This window comes from Enterobacter sp. 04-C-12-SI-ECC, assembly GCF_047530715.1.
Lineage (GTDB): Bacteria > Pseudomonadota > Gammaproteobacteria > Enterobacterales > Enterobacteriaceae > Enterobacter > Enterobacter bugandensis.
The window spans coordinates 12753-33605 of record NZ_JBLKDI010000006.1 but is presented as its reverse complement, the minus strand read 5'-3'; the positions used below and the strand labels follow the sequence as shown (position 1 = coordinate 33605).

The following is a 20853-nucleotide window of genomic DNA, read 5'->3' as shown; positions in this document are numbered from 1 at the left end:
TGAGACCCTTCCAGCAAGCCAGACTTCGGTCTGGCTTTTTTTTATTTCAGCAGCTGCGCAATCTGCGCTTTCCACGGGGTGATGTCGCCGATGTTGGCCTGTACCCACTCCGCATTGTAGTAGGTCTCAAGGTAGCGCTCGCCGCTGTCGCACAGCAGCGTGACGATGGAGCCGGTACGGCCTTCCTCGCGCATGCGTGCCGCAAGCTGCAGTGCGCCCCACATGTTGGTGCCCGTTGATGCGCCCACCTTGCGGCCGAGCTGCGTCTCCAGCCAGTGCGCGGTGGCGACGCTGGCGGCGTCCGGCACGCGGAGCATTTCGTCGACAACGTCAGGAATGAACGACGGTTCCACGCGCGGGCGGCCAATTCCTTCAATTTTACTGCCCACCGGGCTGCGCAGGCCGGCATCGCGGCTTTCCCAGTAGTCGAGGAACACGGAGTTCTGGGGGTCAACCACCATCAGTTGGGTATCGTAGCCCTGACAGCGAATGTAGCGTCCGATAGTGGCTGACGTGCCGCCCGTACCGGCGCTCATCACAATGTACGACGGAACCGGATGCGGTTCGTGGGTCATCTGGCGGAAAATACTGTCGGCAATGTTGTTATTGCCGCGCCAGTCCGTTGCGCGCTCGGCAAAGGTGAACTGGTCCATATAGTGGCCGTTTAGCTCGCGGGCGAGCATTTCAGAGGCGGCGTAGATTTCGCAGGCGCTTTCCACAAAATGGCAGCGTCCGCCGTAAAATTCGATCTGCTCGATTTTGCGTTTTGCGGTGCAGGAGGGCATCACGGCGATAAACGGCAGGCCCAGCAGACGAGCGAAATAGGCTTCAGACACCGCCGTTGAACCGGATGAGGATTCAATAATGGTCGTGCCTTCTTTGATCCAGCCGTTGCACAAACCGTATAAAAACAGAGAGCGCGCCAGGCGATGCTTCAGGCTACCGGTTGGATGGGTACTTTCATCTTTCAGGTAGAGCTGAATACCGTCAAATCCCGGCAGGGGGAGGCGAATCAGGTGGGTATCCGCCGAGCGCTGGTAGTCGGCATTGATTTCGCTGATGGCATGTTTAACCCAGGTGCTATTCATCGTAGTTATCCGTTTGTCATTTTGTGCCCAGCATAGCGAAAAGCACAGAAAAAATTGTTGCTATCTGGCCTTTAAAATAGAATGAAGGGAGAAAAATTTTCTCTATGAGGTGGGTATGCTAGATAAAATTGACCGCAAGCTCCTTTCATTGCTGCAAAGTGACTGTACCCTCTCTTTGCAGGCGCTGGCAGATGCCGTTAATCTGACCACCACACCGTGCTGGAAGCGCCTAAAAAAGCTGGAAGATGACGGCATTCTTCTGGGGCGCGTCGCATTACTCGATCCCGAAAAACTGGGGCTTGGGCTGACGGCATTTGTGCTGATAAAAACCCAACACCACAGCAGCGAGTGGTATTGCCGCTTCGTCACTCAGGTGTCTGAGATGCCCGAGGTGCTCGGCTTCTGGCGTATGGCCGGCGAGTACGATTACCTGATGCGCGTCCAGGTGGCTGACATGAAGCGCTATGATGATTTCTACAAGCGGCTGGTGAACAGCGTCCCGGGCTTGTCGGACGTCACCTCAAGCTTCGCCATGGAACAGATTAAGTACACCACAGCCTTACCCATTGAATAACTTCGTAAAATACCTTCAGGAACAAACCGCGTGCGATTATTTGCCCAATTAAGCTGGTACTTTCGTCGGGAGTGGCAACGCTACCTCGGTGCAGTCGCCCTGCTTATTATCATTGCCATTTTGCAGCTGATCCCGCCGAAGGTGGTGGGCTACGTCGTGGATGGCGTCACTGAACAGCATTACACCACCGCACGGGTGTTGATGTGGGTCGGCACGCTGGTGCTGACGGCGGTCATTGTTTATCTCCTGCGCTACGTCTGGCGCGTGCTGCTGTTTGGTGCGTCCTATCAGCTGGCCGTTGAGCTGCGTGAAGATTTTTACCGCCAGCTGAGCCGACAGCATCCCGAATTTTATCTGCGTCATCGCACCGGGGATCTCATTGCCCGCGCGACGAACGACGTCGATCGCGTGGTCTTTGCCGCCGGGGAAGGGGTGCTGACGCTGGTGGATTCGCTGGTGATGGGCTGTGCGGTGCTGATCGTCATGTCCACGCAGATCAGCTGGCAATTGACCCTGCTCGCCCTGCTGCCGATGCCGATCATGGCGCTGGCGATCAATCGCTACGGCGAACAGCTGCACGAGCGCTTCAAGCTGGCGCAGGCGGCGTTTTCTTCTCTGAACGATCGCACCCAGGAGAGCATGACCAGCATCCGCATGATCAAAGCGTTTGGCCTGGAAGATAGGCAGTCCGCGCTGTTTGCGGCCGATGCGGCAGACACGGGGGCGAAAAACATGCGCGTCGCGCGTATTGATGCGCGATTTGATCCAACGATTTATGTCGCAATCGGCATGGCAAACCTGCTTGCCATTGGTGGCGGGAGCTGGATGGTGGTGCAGGGCACATTGACCCTGGGGCAATTGACCAGCTTTGCGATGTATCTGGGGCTGATGATCTGGCCGATGCTGGCGCTGGCCTGGATGTTTAACATCGTAGAGCGCGGCAGCGCCGCCTACAGCCGCATCCGCGCCATGCTGGCCGAAGCGCCGGTGGTCAATGACGGCAGCGAAGCGGTGCCGGAAGGGCGCGGCGTTATGAACGTCGACGTTCGCAAATTTGTCTATCCGCAAACGGAACATCCGGTGCTGGAGAACGTTAGCTTTACGCTGCGGCCGGGCCAGATGCTGGGCATCTGCGGCCCGACGGGGTCCGGAAAAAGTACCGTGCTCTCTCTGCTTCAGCGCCACTTTGACGTCACCGAGGGCGATATCCGTTTCCATGATATCCCCCTGGCAAACCTGCTGCTGGACGAGTGGCGTGGCCGTCTGGCGGTAGTCAGCCAGACGCCGTTTTTATTTTCGGACACCGTGGCGAATAACATTGCGCTTGGTCACCCATCGGCGACGCAGGAAGAGATCGAACACGTGGCGCGCTTAGCCAGCGTACATGACGATATTTTGCGTCTGCCGCAGGGCTACGAAACGGAAGTCGGGGAACGTGGCGTCATGCTATCCGGCGGGCAGAAACAGCGAATCTCGATTGCCCGCGCGCTGCTGCTGAATGCTGAAATCCTCATTCTGGATGATGCGCTCTCCGCCGTGGATGGTCGTACCGAGCATCAGATTCTGCATAACCTGCGCCAGTGGGGCGACGGACGCACGGTGATTATCAGCGCCCACCGTTTGTCAGCGCTCACTGAGGCCAGCGAAATTCTGGTCTTACAGCACGGACACATTGCCCAGCGCGGGCAGCATGAAACGCTTGCCGAGCAGCCGGGCTGGTATCGCGATATGTACCGCTATCAACAGCTTGAGGCGGCGCTGGACGATGCGCCGGAACAGGATCAGGAGGCCACCAATGCGTAAGCTCGGAACGATGTGGCCGACGCTCAAACGTCTGCTGGCCTACGGCTCGCCGTGGCGCAAACCGCTCTCCGTGGCCGTGCTTTTACTCTGGATAGCGGCGATTGCTGAGGTGAGCGGGCCGCTGCTTATCAGCTACTTCATCGACAATATGGTCGCCAAAAGCTACCTGCCGCTGGGGCTGGTGGCGGGCTTAGGCGTGGCCTACGTTGGGTTGCAGCTGGCGGCGGCAGGGCTGCACTATGCGCAGTCGCTGCTGTTTAACCGTGCCGCCGTGGGCGTGGTTCAGCAGCTGCGCACGGATGTAATGGACGCGGCGCTTCGCCAGCCGCTCAGCGAGTTTGATATCCAGCCGGTCGGGCAGGTGATTTCGCGCGTGACCAACGATACCGAAGTGATCCGCGACCTGTACGTCACCGTGGTCGCGACGGTGTTACGCAGCGCGGCGCTGATCGGCGCGATGCTGGTGGCGATGTTCAGCCTCGACTGGCGCATGGCGCTGGTGGCGATTACCATCTTCCCGGCGGTGCTGATCGTGATGATCATCTACCAGCGCTACAGCACGCCAATCGTGCGTCGGGTGCGCGCCTATCTGGCCGACATTAACGATGGCTTCAACGAAGTGATTAACGGCATGAGCGTCATCCAGCAGTTCCGCCAGCAGGCGCGCTTTGGCGAGCGGATGGGCGAAGCCAGCCGATCGCACTACATGGCGCGTATGCAGACGCTGCGCCTCGACGGCTTCCTGCTGCGTCCGCTGCTCAGCCTTTTCTCTGCGCTGGTGCTTTGCGGTTTACTGATGCTCTTTGGCCTGAGCTCAAGCGGTACGATTGAAGTGGGCGTGCTGTACGCCTTTATTAGCTATCTGGGTCGCCTTAACGAGCCGCTGATCGAGCTCACGACCCAGCAATCGATGCTGCAGCAGGCGGTCGTCGCCGGCGAGCGCGTGTTTGAGCTGATGGACAGGCCGCGTCAGGCCTACGGTCGTGACGAGCGACCTCTGCAAAGCGGCGCCATTGCCTTTGATAACGTCTCGTTTGCCTATCGCGAAGACCGGCTGGTGTTGCAGGACATTACGCTGGATGTTCCGTCGCGCGGTTTCGTGGCGCTGGTGGGACATACGGGCAGCGGCAAGAGCACGCTCGCCAGCCTGTTGATGGGCTACTACCCGGTCACGCAAGGCGAAATCCGCCTCGACGGACGCCCGCTCGCGTCTCTCAGCCACAACGTGTTGCGTAAAGGCGTCGCGATGGTGCAGCAGGATCCGGTCGTCCTGGCCGATACCTTCTACGCCAACGTGACCCTGGGGCGAGACTACTCTCAGGAGCAGGTATGGGAGGTGCTGGAAAAAGTGCAGCTGGCAGACCTGGCGCGCGGGTTTAGCGACGGGATTAATACCCGGCTGGGCGAGCAGGGGAACAACCTCTCCGTTGGGCAAAAGCAGCTCCTCGCGCTGGCGCGGGTGCTGATTGAAACCCCGCAGGTGCTGATTCTGGATGAAGCGACGGCCAGCATTGACTCCGGCACCGAGCAGGCTATCCAGCAGGCGCTGGCCGCGGTACGCGACCATACGACGCTGGTGGTGATTGCCCATCGCCTTTCCACCATTGTCGATGCCGATACCATTCTGGTGCTGCATCGCGGACAAGCCGTGGAGCGCGGGACGCACCGTGAACTGCTGGAAGCCAAAGGGCGCTACTGGCAGATGTATCAGCTTCAGCTGGCGGGCGATGAGCTCGCGGCCAGCGTGCGCGAGGAAGAGTCGCTCAGCGCCTGATGCACCAAAACAAAGCAACGCGCTAACAGTCATTCCTGTTGGTGCAATACTGAAACGCACCGTGCACCGACATGGTGCGTTTTTTTTCGCCGGTTCATTAAGGAAGACGGCATAACGCTCGTCGCACCGCTTTTCTCCCTCGTTTTCATTTCTGGCACACCCCTTGCAATACCTTCTGCGTGAGCTGCGGCCATTACCGAATTCTGACTGGAGGGGATCTATGAAGCTGGTTACGGTGGTAATCAAACCATTCAAACTGGAAGACGTGCGTGAAGCATTGTCCTCAATGGGTATTCAGGGACTGACTGTCACCGAAGTGAAAGGCTTTGGTCGTCAGAAGGGGCATGCCGAGCTTTATCGCGGGGCGGAATACAGCGTTAACTTTCTGCCAAAAGTAAAAATTGATGTCGCGATTGCTGACGATCAGCTTGATGAAGTGATTGATGTGATTAGCAAAGCGGCCTACACCGGCAAAATTGGCGACGGCAAAATTTTCGTTGCCGAACTGCAGCGCGTCATTCGCATTCGTACCGGCGAATCTGACGAAGCGGCACTGTAAATAACGCCTGGCACACAGTGATAGGGATCGAGAAAATGAAGATAGCAACACTTAAAACGGGTCTGGGTTCGCTGGCACTGCTGCCGGGCCTGGCGCTGGCTGCTCCTGCCGTGGCAGACAAAGCCGATAACGCCTTTATGATGATCAGCACCGCGCTGGTGCTGTTCATGTCTATCCCGGGCATTGCGCTGTTCTACGGCGGCCTGATCCGCGGCAAAAACGTTCTCTCCATGCTGACGCAGGTTGCCGTGACGTTCGCGCTGGTCTGCGTGCTGTGGGTGGTTTACGGTTACTCGCTGGCCTTCGGTACCGGCAACGCCTTCTTTGGTAACTTCGACTGGGTAATGCTGAAAAATATTGAGCTGACCGCGCTGATGGGCAGCTTCTACCAGTACATCCACGTCGCGTTCCAGGGCTCGTTCGCCTGCATTACCGTCGGGCTGATTGTGGGTGCGCTGGCGGAGCGCATCCGTTTCTCTGCCGTTCTGATCTTCGTGGTGGTCTGGCTGACCTTCTCCTATGTGCCGATTGCGCACATGGTCTGGGGCGGTGGTCTGCTGGCAACGCACGGCGCGCTGGACTTTGCGGGCGGTACCGTTGTACATATCAACGCCGCGGTAGCGGGCCTGGTGGGCGCATACCTGATTGGCAAACGCGTGGGCTTCGGTAAAGAGGCGTTCAAACCGCATAACCTGCCGATGGTGTTTACCGGTACGGCTATCCTCTACTTTGGCTGGTTCGGCTTCAACGCCGGCTCCGCAAGTGCCGCGAACGAAATCGCCGCGCTGGCCTTCGTAAACACCGTTGTGGCGACGGCGGGTGCAATTCTCTCCTGGGTATTCGGCGAGTGGGCGGTACGCGGTAAACCTTCCCTGCTGGGTGCCTGTTCGGGGGCGATTGCCGGTCTGGTTGGTATCACCCCGGCGTGTGGCTATGTGGGTGTCGGTGGTGCGCTGCTGGTGGGACTGGTCGCGGGCCTGGCAGGTCTGTGGGGCGTCACCGCACTGAAACGCGTGCTGCGCGTGGATGACCCTTGCGATGTGTTCGGCGTCCACGGCGTGTGCGGCATCGTCGGCTGTATCATGACCGGCATCTTCGCCGCGAAATCACTGGGTGGCGTGGGCTACGCAGAAGGTGTCACCATGGTTCATCAGGTGCTGGTGCAGCTGGAAAGTATCGCTATCACCGTGGTGTGGTCTGCCGTTGTCGCCTTCATTGGCTATAAGCTGGCGGATATGACCGTTGGGCTGCGCGTACCGGAAGAGCAGGAGCGCGAAGGTCTGGACGTCAACAGCCACGGCGAGAATGCGTATAACGCCTAATAAAAAGCAAAACGGCAACTTCGGTTGCCGTTTTTAATGTGTATTCCCTCTCCCATGCGAGAGGGTCAGGGTGAGGGCATCAGGCCGCACACCATTACCCGCGATTACGCATTACCCCTTCCTGCACCGTAGAAGCGACCAGCACGCCGTCCTGGGTATAAAACTCTCCACGCACAAACCCGCGAGCGCTCGACGCTGACGTACTCTCCACGCTGTAAAGCAGCCACTCATTCATATTGAACGGACGGTGGAACCACATGGAGTGATCGATGGTTGCGACCTGCATCCCTTTTTCAAGGAAACCAACGCCGTGCGGCTGTAGCGCAACCGGCAGAAAGTTAAAGTCTGACGCGTAGCCCAGCAGATACTGATGCACGCGGAAATCTTCCGGCACGGTGCCATTGGCGCGGATCCAGACCTGACGCTTCGGCTCGGCGGTGTGGCCTTTCATGGGGTTGTGGAACTCAACCGGGCGGATCTCCAGCGGTTTATCGCAGAGAAACTTCTCTTTGACCTGCGGCGGAAGCAGATGTGCCAGCGCGCGGGCGATATCGGTCTCTGATTTGAGTTCGTCCGGCGACGGTGCTGGCGGCATCACTTTCTGATGTTCATACCCCGGTTCCGGCGCCTGGAAAGAGGCGGTCATATAAAAGATAGGCTTACCGTTCTGAACGGCCGCCACGCGGCGTGCGCTGAAGCTGTTGCCGTCTCTCAGGACTTCAACGTCATACACGATCGGTTTTGCGCTGTCGCCAGGGCGTAAGAAATAGCTGTGGAATGAGTGCACCAGGCGGTCTGCAGGGACGGTCTCCTTTGCAGCGTAGAGCGCTTGTCCAACGACCTGGCCGCCGAAAACCTGACGTAAGCCGAGGTCTTCGCTCTGCCCGCGATAGAGTCCTTCCTCAATTTTTTCCAGATTCAGTAATGTCAGCAGATTGTTCAGTGCCTGACTCATAATTGTCCTCAATAAACGCCGTAGCGAAAGATAGGCAGAGTATAACGCAGAAATGAAAGTGGTCCGATGGGTAGAATAATCTGAATGTCGGCACGTTTTTAGGCATTAATCGGTGATCTGTGCCACACTTAAAAACGTTATGTGATTGAAACGACATCGGATGGGATCGATCCCGCTGGTGCATTGATGATAAGGAGACTTCAATGAAACTCGTGCCCATGCTAAGTGGTGTAGCTATTGCGGTGGCGTTGTCCGCCTGTGCCGGTAAGAGCGCCCAGGTGCCGGTACCAGCTGCAGATCCGAACGGGATTAATACCCTTTCACAGCAATCCATTCAGCAGCCTAACGTTTCCGGTACAATCTGGATTAAACAGAGAGTCGCTCTGCCGCCGGATGCGGTATTAACGGTCACGCTGTCTGATGCTTCCCTGGCGGACGCGCCGTCGAAGGTGCTGGCTCAGCGCGCGGTCCGTACTGAAGGTAAGCAGGCTCCGTTTAGCTTCGTGTTGCCGTATAACCCGTCAGACGTGCAGCCGAATGCCCGTATTCTGCTGAGCGCAGCAGTAACCATTAACGGCAAGCTGGTCTTTATCACCGATACAGTCCAGGAAGCGATTAACCACGGTGGAACCAAAATCGACCTGAATCTGGTGCCGGTGCAGCAAACCGAAGTCCCGGTTGCTCCACAGACCAATCAGCCGTCCCTGCCAACCCCACCGACCCAGATGTAACTGTTGCTCTTACCCTCTCCTTCGGGGGAGGGTTTAGTACACCCAGCGGTATTTCTGCAAATCAATCTGTCCTGCGCCCGACACCTGCACACCCTCTGAAAGCAATGCCTGACGCTGACGCTGGAGATCCGGCCCGGTCAGCGAGATAGCGCCATGACGGTTCACCACCCGATGCCAGGGCAGCGTACTTCCCTCCGGCAGCCGCTTCAGGACGCCACCGACCTGTCGCGCCGCGCGTGGAGAGCCTGCCAGCCTTGCCACATCACCGTAGGTGGTGACATAGCCTTCCGGAATCGAGGCCACGATTTGCCATACGCGCTGGGGAAAGGAGTCGTTTTCGTCCATACCTTCACCTGTGGGGATGTTTGGACCGTCATGGTAAACGAAGATCGTTCTGATTGCTGCGCCTGTTTGCGCAAGAAACCAGCATCCGGTTCCTGGTCGCTTGCAATTGGCTCTTCGCACAGGGATAATGCGCCAGCGCGTTGGTTATCAACGCTCTCAATGGGGGCTCTGTTGGTTCTCCCGCAACGCTACTCTGTTCACCAGGTCAGGTCCGGAAGGAAGCAGCCAGGGCAGACGACGTGGGTGCCGGGATGTAGCTGGCAGGGCCCCCACCCATTTGTGGCCTCATCCATCTTTCCTGTTTCCATCTCTTTTTAGCCGTTATTCCACAATAATATAATGCCTATACCGTGTAATATATATTTCATCGCCCTGAAATATTACTGTCATAAACCTGTAATAGTAGACTGGCATTTTATAATTGGACGTCTATTTTCGTCAAAATTCAAAAAAATATAGATCTGGATAACAGTGATAACTTCGTGTATTAAATAAAGTACTTATTCCGAAGGGAAGTGACAAACATGGCTACTGCAGTTTTAAATGTTAAAATTGACGAAGCGCTAAAAGAAAGACTCCGCCACTATGCGGAAGTAAATAACGAAAATTTAAGCGTGACCACAGAGAAACTGCTGCTGCTGGCGTTTGAAGCAGTAGAAGAGGCGGGAGTATCGGAAGAGGATATTGATAATCAGCATACGGAAGAAGAGAGTGTTTCTCCTTTTACTCCTAAAGAAATCAAGGCTCTACGTAAACTTCTGAAGAAGAGAAAATGAAACAACAACTGTCAACTGCCAGTGACTACAACGAGGCCTGCGCTCTGTTGCGTTCAGGCTACGTGAAGCATGTACGTCTTGGCTGGAATGTTGGAAGCGATGAGTTCTTTCGTATTGCGTCTGACTGGTGTGATACCGGTGCAAAAATAAAGAAAGACGGTGATAATTTCGTTATTTCCCTGAAAGGTTTCCCCATTCCTCCTCAGCACTAAATCCTGACCAGTGAAAACTGCTGACTGCATATATTACAGTCAGCAGTTTTTATTTTATGATCCAGTTCAAAATTTTAATATTAAACCAGGCGGCGTTTGACTGCTGGCGTATTTGAATTTAGCGCGAGCCATAACGGTTTAATCCGCAGCAATGCCGCTTCCAGCTCCGCTGGCTCCAGCGAAAAGGGCATACGTAAAAAGCGGTCAAACGCCCCCGATAAGCCAAACCGCGTCCCGGTTCCCAGGTTAATCCCGATGATTTCTGCCCGTGCGGCAAGCTGTGTCGCCAGCATGCCAGGAAGTTCGATCCAGTAAGAGAGCCCACCCTCCGCCTCATGAAACGTCCACTCCGGGAAATGTTCTCGCAGCAGGTTACTGCATCGATCGCGCCGTTCCGCCAGCATCTTGCGGCGAGCGGGCAGAAAACGCTCGCTGTTGTCGATAAGCCACAGCGTCGCCAGCTGCTCAAGCAGCGGCGAGCCTAAATCCAGCGTATCGCGCGTCTGGGCGAGCGTGGCGATAGTCCGCGAGGAGGCGCGGATCCAGCCGAGACGCAGCCCGCCCCAGAAGCTTTTTCCGGCAGAGCCTAGCGTAATCACGCTGGCCTGCGGGTTAAACGATGCCAGCGGTGGCGGCGGTGGCGAATCAAACCAGAGATCGACCATCGTTTCATCCACGACCAGCGCCGTGCGGGTCTGGGCTGCTATATCAGCGATTGCCTGACGGGTGGCGATATCCATGCATCGACCGGTTGGGTTGTGAAAATCTGGCATCAGGTAGGCCAGGCGCGGCGCGGTCTGGGCAAGCGTAGCCGCAAACCCATCCGTATCCCAGCCCGTTTCCGGCAACGACACTCCTACTGGCCGACACTGTGCTCCCTGAATAGCGGCAATCGCCAGCGGATAGGTGGGGTGATCGACCACGACGCGATCCCCCGGTCCGGCCATCATCCGCAGCACCAGCGCGAACCCGCTGACGGCACCGTTGACCACCATCACCTCGTCTGCCCGGGTGGGAAGACCTCGCGCGGTATAGCGCGCAGCGATGGCCTCCCGTAGCACCGGCAGCCCAAGCTGCTCGTAGCCCGTCAGCGAGAGGTGTTGAGTAATAGCCGTAAGTGCATGGGTGTAAGCCTGGTGGATCTCCGGCCCGGCGCTGAGGGCGGCAGTGGAAAGATCCAGGGCGACGCTCGCTGCGGAAAGGGTGGGAACGGCGCGTGCATCCGGGAGGATGACGCGCGACCCGCTGCCGTGGCGGCTTTCAAGATAACCCTCTTCACGCAGGTGGGCGAGGGCGCTGCTGACGGTGGTTCGGCTCACGTTCAGCGCCGTCGCCAGCTCACGCTCACCCGGCAGGCGCGTATGCAGTGCCAGCCGGCCATCAAGGATTAATAAGCGCAGCGCGTCGGCCAGCTGGCGCCAGAGCGGAGTGCGGGATGAAGTTTGCTGCCAGTGCCCTAAAAGGCGTACCACAGACTGGCTTCCGAAGCGGCGTGATGACATAAGCAGTCCACTATTTAAAAACTGGACATTAATCTTAGTGCCATTTTAGGTCAGGATGAAAGTCGGGTTCACTGGAGAAGATAAAAATGGTACGTCGTCTGCTACAACTTTATGTCGGTTTAGGGCTGTATGGGCTTTCCACCGCGATGTTTATTCGTGCGGATCTGGGGGTCGATCCGTGGGATGTGTTTCACCTTGGCGTGGGAATACAGCTGGGGATGAGCATTGGGACGGTGATCATTTTGACCGGGGCTGCGGTGCTCTTACTGTGGATCCCACTGCGTCAGATGCCCGGTCTTGGCACGATAAGCAACGTGATTTGTATCGGTCTGGCGGCGGATGCCAGCATGGCGCTTATCCCCGAGCTGAGTTCGTTATCCGTGCGCATCGCTTTCCTGGTGTCGGGCATCGTGATGAACGCGATCGCCACCAGCATGTACATCGGGGCCGGTTTCGGGCCTGGTCCGCGCGACGGCCTGATGACCGGCATTCACGCCCGGCTGGGGTGGTCCATTCGCAGCGTGCGTACCTCCATCGAAGTGTCCGTCCTGCTGATTGGGTGCGTGCTGGGTGGCTCGTTTGGGGTGGGAACTGTGGCGTATGCTCTGACCATTGGTCCGCTTATTCAGCTCTGTTTGCCCTGGTTCCGCCAGAAGCCGCGCGGTGAGAAAATGACGCAGCCGGAGCGGGTTGTTTAATTTGCGAAGCGCTCACATGTTTTAACGGCGTCGCTGTGCCAGAATAGACGCTTCGAAAATCGCGATGCCAGAACGCATGAAAGCAATCACTCTTTATGATGTCGCCCTCCTTGCGGGGGTTTCTTATCAGACCGTTTCCCGCGTGATTAACGACGCGGAGCACGTCTCTGCCCGCACGCGGGAAAAGGTGCAGCAGGCAATGGCGGAGCTGCATTACGTTCCCAACCTGCGGGCGCAGCAGCTGGCGGGGAAACGCACCCGTACGCTGGGGCTCATCACCACCGATCTGGCGCTGCACGCGCCCTCGCAAATTGTCTCGGCGGTAAAATCCCGGGCTGCAGGGCAGGGGGCGAGCGTCCTGATTTCCATGGTGGAGCAGCCGCAGCAGTGTCAGGCGGCGCTTCAGGCGCTGCTGGCGCAGCGGGTAGACGCGCTGCTGGTAAATGTGCCGCTTGACGATCCGCACGCCGAAGCGCTCAGGTCGCTGGCGACGCCCGTCCCGGTGCTGTTCCTCGACGTGTCACCGTCAGCGCAGGTAAATAGCCTCGTGTTTAACGCCGAAGAGGGGGCACGCCTGGGCGTTGAGCATCTGCTTTCGCTGGGGCATCAGCATATTGCCCTGCTGAGCGGGCCGGAAAGCTCGGTCTCTGCGCGCGCGCGTCTGGCGGGTTGGAAAGCGACGCTGGCGCAGGCGGGTCTCGACGCGGCTGCGGTGGCCTACGGCGACTGGAGCGCGGCCAGCGGCTATGAGAAGGGACATGTGCTGCTCTCGGGGGCGGTACTGCCGGATGCCATTCTGGTGGCGAACGATCAGATGGCGCTTGGGGTAATGCGCGCCTGTGCGGAAAAAGGGATAGCTGTTCCTGGCCAGATATCGGTGGTCGGGTTTGACGATACGGCCGACAGCGCCTGGTTTTCTCCGCCGCTGACGACCATTCGTCAGGCGTTTCGCGAGGCGGGCGAGCGCAGCGTGGAGTGGCTTCTGTCCCCCAGCGGGGGGGAGGAATGCTGGCAGGTTCAGCTGCCGGTCACGCTGGTGACCCGCCATTCCAGCGCGCGCCGCACCCCGCAGCAGGCCGAACGCGAGGATCTGGCGCAGCAGCTCAGAAGCCTGGCCCTCCTTGCCGGGCAGCTTGCCCGCAAATAAAACTTTGTGATCGGACTCGCTACCCCGCGATTGCGTGCTTTACCGTCGCCGGGTGCCAGGGCATGTTAACCAAAATTGTGAGCGCTTCGCAAAGAGGTTACTATGCCCAATACTTTATCGCTGACTCTCAGCGCCATTCTGGCCCGACGGGACTGGGAAAACCCGGGTGTCACCCAGTGGAACCGTCTGGAGGCCCATGCGCCGTTACACAGCTGGCGTCTTGAACAGCCTGCCCTGGATGATGCTGCATCCGCCAGCAGACGCTCCCTCAATGGGGTGTGGCGATTTAACTACTTTCCTGCACCCGAGCAAATCCCGGAGGCGTGGGTAACCGAAGACTGTGCGGACGCTGTTGCGATGCCCGTGCCGTCGAACTGGCAGATGCAGGGGTTTGACACGCCCATCTACACCAACGTCACCTATCCTATCCCCGTTAATCCGCCTTTTGTGCCGCAGGAAAACCCAACCGGCTGTTACTCGCTCACATTTGATGTGGATGACGCTTGGCTTCAGAGCGGGCAGACCCGCATTATCTTTGACGGCGTGAACTCTGCGTTTCATCTGTGGTGCAACGGGCGGTGGATGGGCTATTCCCAGGACAGCAGGCTGCCTGCCGAATTCGATCTCTCGACGGTCCTGCGGCCCGGTGAGAACCGCCTGGCGGTCATGGTGTTGCGCTGGTGCGACGGTAGCTATCTGGAAGATCAGGACATGTGGCGCATGAGCGGTATTTTCCGCGATGTGACGCTACTGCATAAACCCGAAACGCAGATTGCCGATTATCGCGTGGTGACGGACCTGAATGCGGAGCTGGACCGCGCAGTGCTTAAGGCAGATGTCGCGCTGGCAGGGGCGGGCTTTGCAGACTGCGAGGTGGTCTTTACCCTGTGGCGCAAGGGTGAAAAATGCGCCAGCGTTTCCCGGCGTCCGGGGTCTGCCGTTGTGGACGAGCGCGGCAGCTGGGACGAACGCTTAACGGTGGAGATCCCCATTGACCGTCCCGCGCTCTGGAGTGCTGAAACGCCGGAACTGTATCGCCTGACGATGGCGCTTCTCGGCCCGCAGAGTGAGGTACTGGAGGTTGAGGCGTGCGATGTGGGCTTCCGCCGCGTTGACATCAGTAACGGCCTGCTGAAGCTTAACGGTAAGCCGCTGCTGATCCGCGGGGTTAACCGACACGAGCATCACCCGGAAAACGGTCAGGTGATGGACGAGGCGACCATGCGTCGCGACATCGAGATCATGAAGCAGCATAACTTTAACGCCGTGCGCTGTTCGCACTACCCGAACCATCCGCTGTGGTACAGCCTTTGCGATCGCTACGGGCTGTACGTTGTTGACGAAGCCAATATTGAAACCCACGGCATGGTGCCGATGAGCCGCCTCGCTGACGATCCGCGCTGGCTGCCCGCCATGAGCGAGCGCGTAACCCGCATGGTGCAGCGCGATCGCAATCATCCCTCAATTATCATCTGGTCGCTGGGTAACGAGTCCGGCCACGGCGCGAATCATGATGCGCTGTACCGCTGGCTGAAAACCACCGATCCCACGCGCCCGGTGCAGTACGAAGGCGGCGGGGCGAATACGGCGGCGACCGATATTGTTTGTCCGATGTACGCCCGGGTCGATTGGGATCAGCCTTTCCCGGCGGTGCCTAAATGGTCAATCAAGAAATGGATCGGCATGCCCGACGAAACGCGTCCGCTGATCCTCTGTGAATACGCCCACGCGATGGGAAACAGCTTCGGCGGGTTTGCGAAATACTGGCAGGCGTTTCGCAGCCATCCTCGCCTGCAGGGTGGGTTTGTCTGTGACTGGGTCGATCAGGCGTTGACGAAGAAAGACGAAAAGGGCAACGCGTTCTGGGCCTACGGCGGGGACTTTGGCGATACGCCGAACGATCGGCAGTTCTGCCTCAATGGCCTGGTCTTCCCCGATCGCACGCCGCACCCGGCGCTGTACGAGGCGCAGCGCGCCCAGCAGTTCTTTACCTTTACGCTGGTCAGTACCTCTCCGCTGGTGATTGAGGTGCAAAGCGGCTACCTGTTCCGCTCTACCGATAACGAAGTGCTGAGCTGGACGGTTGCCCGGGATGGGAAGGTACTGGCTTCGGGCGAGGTGACGCTGGCGATAGCCCCTGAAGGCGTTCAGCGTCTGGAGATCGCTCTGCCGGAATTGAAAGCCGAGCCGGGGGAAGTCTGGCTGAATGTTGAAGTGCGCCAGCCGCGGGCAACGCCGTGGTCACCGGCAGGCCATCGCTGCGCGTGGGAGCAGTGGCCGCTTCCCGCTCCACTCTTTATTGCACCGCCAGCCTCTACGGGCGAGCCGCCAGTTTTAACGCAAAACGATCGCATCCTGGAGGTCACGCATCGTCAACAGCGATGGCAGTTCGATCGCGCATCCGGATACCTGACTCAATGGTGGCGAAATGGCGTTGAAACGCTGCTTTCACCCGTGACGGATAACGTCAGCCGCGCGCCGCTGGACAACGACATTGGGGTGAGCGAAGCGACGCGCATCGATCCAAACGCGTGGGTTGAACGCTGGAAAGCGGCGGGCATGTACGATCTCACCTCGCGCATGCTGCACTGTGAGGCAGAGCAGCATGCGCGTGAGGTGGTGGTTACCACGCTTAATGTCCTGGAGCATCGCGGCAGGGCGCTGTTCCTGAGCCGTAAAATCTGGCGGGTGGACGAGCAGGGGGTTCTGTATGGCGACATTCAGGTCGATATTGCGTCTGATATCCCGGAGCCCGCGCGCATTGGCCTGAGCGTTCATCTCGCTGAAACGCCAGAAAAGGTTGACTGGCTGGGGCTGGGGCCGCATGAAAACTACCCGGACAGAAAGCTGGCGGCGCAGCAGGGGCGCTGGACACTGCCCCTGGCAGACATGCACACGCCGTATATCTTCCCGACGGAAAATGGTTTGCGCTGCGATACCCGCAAACTTGTGCTGGGTGCGCATCAGCTGAATGGCGTGTTCCATTTCTCAGTGGGCCGCTATAGCCAGCAGCAGCTGCGTGAGACAACCCATCATCATCTGCTGCGGGAAGAGCCGGGGTGCTGGCTCAACCTCGATGCGTTTCATATGGGGGTGGGCGGCGATGACTCCTGGAGCCCCAGCGTTTCGCCGGAATTTATCCTGCAGACGCGCCAGCTTCGTTATACCTTTAGCTGGCAGCAGACTCTTATCTGACCAGAGAGGCGGCCACCGGGCGTGGCCGCCTGCTTACGCCAGAATGCCGCTCAGGCCATGCAGGCTCATGTAAATCCCTACCACGATAATCAGCGCGGCGGAGATCCACGGCGCTTTGCGGGAAAGTTCGCTGAATCCGGGCCAGCGTTTTGTCGCGTGCTTGAGGCTTAAGGCGGCAATCGCGCCGGAAGCGACCAGCGTTAACGCCAGACCGATGCTGAAGCTGAATACCAGCGTCGCGCCGAGCGCAAAATGCTTCAGCTGCAGGCAGATCAGCAGAACGGTGATGGACGCCGGGCAAGGGATAAGCCCGCCGGTCAGGCCAAACATCGCGATCTGTCCTGTCGTCACGTTTTGTCCGTTAAAGCGCCGGTTGATATCCTGCGCGTGCGCGCGCTGGTGGGCGTCCTGCCACTCCTCTTCAACCAGCGGGTGTTCGTGGTGATGGTGATGATCATGGTGGTGGTCATGGTCATGGTCATGATGGTGGTGGCAATCGTGATGATGATCGTGTGGCCGGCTCTCTTTCCAGGTTCGCCACGCCATCCACAGGGCGATTGCAACGATCAACACCCCGGAGATCAGCTGGAACCAGGGTTCAGACGTATGTGCGTCCCAGCCGCGGCCAAACCATAGTCCTGCCATGGCAATAAACCAGACTACCGCCGTATGGGAAAGCGTAGCCGCCAGACCGAGCAACACCGCCTGCTTCAGCGTGCCGCGGATAGCCACTATAAAGGCAGCCATCATTGTTTTTGAGTGGCCCGGCTCCAGGCCATGCAGCGCACCGAGCAGGATAGCGCTGGGAACAAACAGCCAGGCATTACCCTGCTGCAGGAGTGAAGCAAAATCGTTCATTGAAATTTCCAGTATGGAAAGCGTGCGCAAATAGTACTCCCCCCCAGTAGCATAATACTACCCCCCAGTAGAAAAATACTCAGGGGGAGTAGAGCGTGATATGCTTTAAAAGCCAAAACTGAGGGAGACAGAGATGTCACATACCGTTCGCGATAAGAAGATGTTATTGACTCGCCTGAAGAAAATTCAGGGGCAGAGCACCGCGCTGGAGAAAATGCTCAACAGCGATCACGAATGTGCTGAGGTGTTACAGCAGCTGGCGGCGATCCGTGGCGCGGTCAATGGCATGATGATGCAGGTGATTGAAGGGCATCTTACCGATCATGTCGTGAAAGAGCCCGAAGAGGCGCAGCGTGAAGCCGATCTTGGCGTCGTGCTGCAGGTGATCAAATCCTATCTTAAGTAGAGCGCGTGGCGAGGTTGTTCTCTGCCCAAAGGATAAATTCCGTCTTGGGCAGCGCCTTACTGTAGAACCACCCCTGCCCATACTGCACGCCGTGGCGGTGCAGCCAGGTAAGCTGCCCTTCGGTCTCCACGCCTTCCGCCACCATTGCCAGCTGCAGCGACTTCGCCATTTCGATAATGTGCGGCGTTACGTTTTTGTACTCCAGTGCATCCACGAACGATTTGTCAATTTTTAGCGTGTCGACATCAAGATGCTGCAGATAGCTGAGGCTGGAATAGCCCGTGCCAAAATCATCAATGTAGACAGGGTGGCCCGAACGGCGAAACGCGGCGATAGCCGGCGCGCTGATTTTGGGGTCGGCAAAGCCACGCTCGGTTAACTCAAGGGCGATTTGTCGGGGATGAATCTGCCACTTATTCAGGAGTTGACTCAGTAAAGGCGGCAGATTACCGGAGGTCAAATCGGCCGGGGCGAGGTTGATGGAGATATGCTGATCGGGGTGGAGCTGCAGCCAGTGGCCCATATCTTCAAACACTTTTTCCATAACTAACTGCGTCAGTTGCGAGATGAGGCCGGTTTGCTCGGCAAGCGGCACAAATATATCAGGCGAGAGACTGCTTCCGTCTGGCTGGGGCCAGCGCGCAAGCGCTTCCGCACCCACGATTTTTCCACTGCACAGCGCCACGATGGGCTGATAGTGAACCACAAAATCGCGGCTGTTAATGGCGTCCAGCAGGCGATTGCGCGGCGACTGGATTCGTCGCAGGATCCGCAGGACAAACAGTGCCGCCAGCAGGCTTATCAGGACGCCAAACGGCAGCCAGAAAAGCAGCTGTCGGTGCCAGCTTTCAGCCAGGGGGGTGAGCGCTGCCCACGTGACGACAGTAAATCCAAGCTCAGGGACTGGCTTCATGACGTACATGGAGCCCTTGTACTGAACGCTGGAGACGCCTCGATCGTTGATCCGATCGCGGATATGCGGATCAAGCGTATTACTGCTGGCGAAAATAAGATGCGTTGCGCTTCCCACCAGAGCGGCATCAATGGCAATCGCCCCGAAAGGGATCACATCCACAAGCGAGGCAGGATCGACCAGAACAAGGTAATGGCCCTTCCCGAGCACGGCCATATAGCGGTGAAAGCCAAGATCGTTCTGTGCGGTAAGCCATGCGCTGTAGCCATCTTCGGTGATACGCATGGGGGGAGGATAAGCGGCGGATTTACTCGCCTGCTCAAGCGAAGAGCAGAGGGGTTTAAGGTTGTCGATATAGATCACCTCCTGGATATAGCGCCACGAGAACGCGACCCGACGTATTTCCCTCAAATGCAGCGGACTACAGGGAACGCCCTTAAATCCCTGCAGGTGATTTAACGCTTCTTTAGCCTGATCCACGACCCTGTCGGTGCGCATCAGCACCCGAGAAGCATAGCTATCCAGCGCATCAACAAATTTCTCTTCTGCCTGGCGATGGGCAAGCCAGATGCTGAGGCAAATGGGAACCAGCACGGAAAAGATAAGTACGCCAGTCACCAGACTGACCAGATGTCGGGTTTTCATGCTGTCGTTTCCTTTCTCATATGCCCGAATCCGGACGCTGAGTTTCCTGCCTGAAGAGAAAGATTTTACCGCGAAATGAAATAGTTATAGCACGTGGGGGCAGGGTTTTCATGTTATCTAAAGCAAATTAGAAAATATCCTCAGGAGAGAGAGGGTTGTTTTTTCAACCTTGCCTGGATATTATTTTGTTATGTTATAACAAAACACAAAGGGTTTATGATGAAACCAAACATCCATCCAGCGTATCGCACCGTGGTATTCCACGACACCAGTGCCAATGAATACTTTAAAGTGGGTTCAACCATTAAAACCGACCGCGAAATTGAGCTCGACGGTGAAACGTATCCGTACATCACTATCGAGGTTTCTTCAAAATCGCATCCGTTTTATACCGGTAAGCAAAAAACGTTTTCCACGGATGGTAGCGCAGCGCGTTTCCGCAAGCGTTTTGGCGGTTTTCTTAATGCGAAGCGGGGCTAACCATGCAGGTGCTTAACTCATTGCGCAGCGCAAAACAGCGTCACCCGGATTGCCAGATAGTCAAACGCAAGGGACGCTTATACGTGATTTGCAAATCCAATCCGCGCTTTAAGGCGGTGCAGGGACGTAAAAAAAGACGCTAGACGCGCGTTTCTCGCCAGCTTTCCAGGGATCTTTTCTGTTTGCCATCGGCAGTAAAATTGTCGGTGGCAAGCCAGCCTTCAAAGGCGCTCGCCAGCGCCGGCCACTCTTTGTCGAGAATCGAAAACCAGTCGGTATCCCGGTTACGGCCTTTTATGACCAGCGCCTGGCGAAAACGGCCTTCAAACTGAAAGCCCAGACGCAGTGCCGCTTTGCGTGATGGTTCGTTCAGGCTGTTGCACTTCCATTCATATCGCCGGTAGCCCAGGGTATCGAACGCGTACCGCATCAGCAGATATTGCGCTTCTGTTGACATGGGCGTGCGGCTTAACAGCACGGAGAAGTGAACGTGTCCCACTTCCACAACGCCGTTTTTAGGATCGATCCGCATCAGGGCCAGCGTCCCGACCGGGGCCTGGGTCTGATTATCTATAACGGTAAAGTGCATCGGGTCAGATAACTCACACACGCTTGCCACCCATTCGGCAAACTCAGCGGCCGTGGCATCGGGTTCACGCAGTAGCCACGTCCAGCTCCGGGTATCTCCGGCCAGAGCATAGGCGGAGAACAGTGCCCCGGCATGCTCCACGCGCAGCGGTTCAAGCCGACAATAATGCCCCTGCAGTACCACCCGGGACGGATGAGGGCGAGGCTGCCAGTCGGTAAGGGCTTCGCCCACAGGTTGTCCAAACTCATTGAATGTCTTCATCTTTATTTCCGTGACGTTGA

General features: G+C 57.6%; 20 protein-coding genes, 1 other RNA gene and 1 pseudogene. 15 read left to right on the top strand and 7 right to left on the bottom strand.

Going from position 1 to position 20853, the window contains the following annotated elements; translation table 11 throughout:
* Positions 1-41: 41 nt before the first annotated feature.
* A complete protein-coding gene (locus ACMWL8_RS10830) occupies positions 42-1088 on the bottom strand; it encodes a PLP-dependent cysteine synthase family protein (protein WP_045259903.1) in 1047 nt (348 codons plus the stop codon).
* Positions 1089-1203: 115 nt separating this feature from the next.
* Between ACMWL8_RS10830 and ACMWL8_RS10825 the strand changes: the two genes are divergently transcribed.
* The 5 genes from ACMWL8_RS10825 (at position 1204) to amtB (ending at position 7120) form a co-directional block, all read left to right on the top strand.
* Entirely contained in the window at positions 1204-1662 is a 459-nt protein-coding gene (locus tag ACMWL8_RS10825) for an Lrp/AsnC family transcriptional regulator (RefSeq protein WP_008503307.1), read from the top strand.
* Positions 1663-1692: 30 nt separating this feature from the next.
* A complete protein-coding gene (locus ACMWL8_RS10820) occupies positions 1693-3465 on the top strand; it encodes a SmdA family multidrug ABC transporter permease/ATP-binding protein (protein WP_045259904.1) in 1773 nt (590 codons plus the stop codon).
* Entirely contained in the window at positions 3458-5239 is a 1782-nt protein-coding gene (locus ACMWL8_RS10815; protein WP_045259905.1) for a SmdB family multidrug efflux ABC transporter permease/ATP-binding protein, read from the top strand. Before ACMWL8_RS10820 ends, ACMWL8_RS10815 begins: the two co-directional genes overlap by 8 nt.
* 220 nt (positions 5240-5459) lie before the next feature.
* Positions 5460-5798: a P-II family nitrogen regulator gene (gene glnK / locus ACMWL8_RS10810; RefSeq protein ID WP_008503304.1), complete on the top strand. Its 339-nt coding sequence runs from the start codon at positions 5460-5462 to the stop codon at positions 5796-5798.
* A gap of 35 nt (positions 5799-5833) precedes the next feature.
* Positions 5834-7120: an ammonium transporter AmtB gene (gene amtB / locus ACMWL8_RS10805; protein ID WP_045259906.1), complete on the top strand. Its 1287-nt coding sequence runs from the start codon at positions 5834-5836 to the stop codon at positions 7118-7120.
* A 94-nt stretch (positions 7121-7214) separates the two neighbouring features.
* Here amtB and tesB read toward each other — a convergent pair whose 3' ends face one another.
* Positions 7215-8075 (bottom strand): acyl-CoA thioesterase II, encoded by an 861-nt coding sequence (tesB, locus tag ACMWL8_RS10800; RefSeq protein ID WP_028012172.1) that lies wholly within the window; start codon positions 8073-8075, stop codon positions 7215-7217.
* Between the two features lie 203 nt (positions 8076-8278).
* Between tesB and ACMWL8_RS10795 the strand changes: the two genes are divergently transcribed.
* Positions 8279-8806, top strand: a complete 528-nt coding sequence (locus ACMWL8_RS10795) for a YbaY family lipoprotein (RefSeq protein ID WP_028012173.1) — start codon at positions 8279-8281, stop codon at positions 8804-8806.
* Between the two features lie 33 nt (positions 8807-8839).
* Here ACMWL8_RS10795 and ACMWL8_RS10790 read toward each other — a convergent pair.
* Positions 8840-9236 (bottom strand): annotated as a pseudogene (locus ACMWL8_RS10790) (MGMT family protein).
* 84 nt (positions 9237-9320) lie between these two features.
* On the opposite strand from ACMWL8_RS10790, the gene ffs reads away from it, so the two are divergent.
* The 3 genes from ffs to ACMWL8_RS10775 all read left to right on the top strand — a co-directional run bounded on the left by ffs (position 9321) and on the right by ACMWL8_RS10775 (position 10139).
* Positions 9321-9417: signal recognition particle sRNA small type (ffs, locus tag ACMWL8_RS10785), an RNA gene on the top strand.
* Between the two features lie 258 nt (positions 9418-9675).
* Positions 9676-9927, top strand: coding sequence for a hypothetical protein (locus ACMWL8_RS10780; protein ID WP_006176926.1), 252 nt, complete (start codon positions 9676-9678; stop codon positions 9925-9927).
* Positions 9924-10139 carry a hypothetical protein gene (locus ACMWL8_RS10775; protein ID WP_028012176.1) on the top strand — a complete coding sequence of 72 codons (216 nt, stop codon included), beginning with the start codon at positions 9924-9926 and terminating at the stop codon, positions 10137-10139. Before ACMWL8_RS10780 ends, ACMWL8_RS10775 begins: the two co-directional genes overlap by 4 nt.
* A gap of 80 nt (positions 10140-10219) precedes the next feature.
* On the opposite strand, the gene ACMWL8_RS10770 is transcribed toward ACMWL8_RS10775, so the two are convergent.
* Complete coding sequence (locus ACMWL8_RS10770; protein WP_045259908.1) at positions 10220-11641, bottom strand: PLP-dependent aminotransferase family protein; 1422 nt, start codon at positions 11639-11641, stop codon at positions 10220-10222.
* Between the two features lie 86 nt (positions 11642-11727).
* Between ACMWL8_RS10770 and ACMWL8_RS10765 the strand changes: the two genes are divergently transcribed.
* From ACMWL8_RS10765 to ACMWL8_RS10755, 3 genes are all read left to right on the top strand, one after another.
* Positions 11728-12339: a YczE/YyaS/YitT family protein gene (locus tag ACMWL8_RS10765; protein WP_028012178.1), complete on the top strand. Its 612-nt coding sequence runs from the start codon at positions 11728-11730 to the stop codon at positions 12337-12339.
* Positions 12340-12415: 76 nt separating this feature from the next.
* Complete coding sequence (locus ACMWL8_RS10760) at positions 12416-13486, top strand: LacI family DNA-binding transcriptional regulator (RefSeq protein ID WP_028012179.1); 1071 nt, start codon at positions 12416-12418, stop codon at positions 13484-13486.
* A 102-nt stretch (positions 13487-13588) separates the two neighbouring features.
* Positions 13589-16681 carry a beta-galactosidase gene (locus tag ACMWL8_RS10755; RefSeq protein WP_414751585.1) on the top strand — a complete coding sequence of 1031 codons (3093 nt, stop codon included), beginning with the start codon at positions 13589-13591 and terminating at the stop codon, positions 16679-16681.
* A 33-nt stretch (positions 16682-16714) separates the two neighbouring features.
* Here the strand turns inward: ACMWL8_RS10755 and ACMWL8_RS10750 are convergent, their stop codons facing one another.
* Positions 16715-17539 (bottom strand): nickel/cobalt efflux protein RcnA, encoded by an 825-nt coding sequence (locus ACMWL8_RS10750; RefSeq protein ID WP_045259910.1) that lies wholly within the window; start codon positions 17537-17539, stop codon positions 16715-16717.
* 133 nt (positions 17540-17672) lie between these two features.
* On the opposite strand from ACMWL8_RS10750, the gene ACMWL8_RS10745 reads away from it, so the two are divergent.
* The gene (locus tag ACMWL8_RS10745; protein ID WP_028012182.1) at positions 17673-17945 is read left to right on the top strand and encodes a metal/formaldehyde-sensitive transcriptional repressor; all 273 of its coding nucleotides are present in this window, start codon (positions 17673-17675) and stop codon (positions 17943-17945) included.
* On the opposite strand, the gene ACMWL8_RS10740 is transcribed toward ACMWL8_RS10745, so the two are convergent.
* A complete protein-coding gene (locus ACMWL8_RS10740; RefSeq protein WP_045259911.1) occupies positions 17938-19503 on the bottom strand; it encodes an EAL domain-containing protein in 1566 nt (521 codons plus the stop codon). The genes ACMWL8_RS10745 and ACMWL8_RS10740 overlap by 8 nt on opposite strands.
* Positions 19504-19722: 219 nt before the next feature.
* On the opposite strand from ACMWL8_RS10740, the gene ACMWL8_RS10735 reads away from it, so the two are divergent.
* Together ACMWL8_RS10735 and ykgO are read left to right on the top strand one after the other, a co-directional pair.
* A complete protein-coding gene (locus ACMWL8_RS10735; protein ID WP_006176933.1) occupies positions 19723-19983 on the top strand; it encodes a type B 50S ribosomal protein L31 in 261 nt (86 codons plus the stop codon).
* 2 nt (positions 19984-19985) lie between these two features.
* The gene (gene ykgO / locus ACMWL8_RS10730; protein ID WP_003859006.1) at positions 19986-20126 is read left to right on the top strand and encodes a type B 50S ribosomal protein L36; all 141 of its coding nucleotides are present in this window, start codon (positions 19986-19988) and stop codon (positions 20124-20126) included.
* Here the strand turns inward: ykgO and ACMWL8_RS10725 are convergent.
* Positions 20123-20833 carry a GNAT family N-acetyltransferase gene (locus ACMWL8_RS10725; RefSeq protein WP_045259912.1) on the bottom strand — a complete coding sequence of 237 codons (711 nt, stop codon included), beginning with the start codon at positions 20831-20833 and terminating at the stop codon, positions 20123-20125. The genes ykgO and ACMWL8_RS10725 overlap by 4 nt on opposite strands.
* Between the last annotated feature and the right edge of the window lie 20 nt (positions 20834-20853).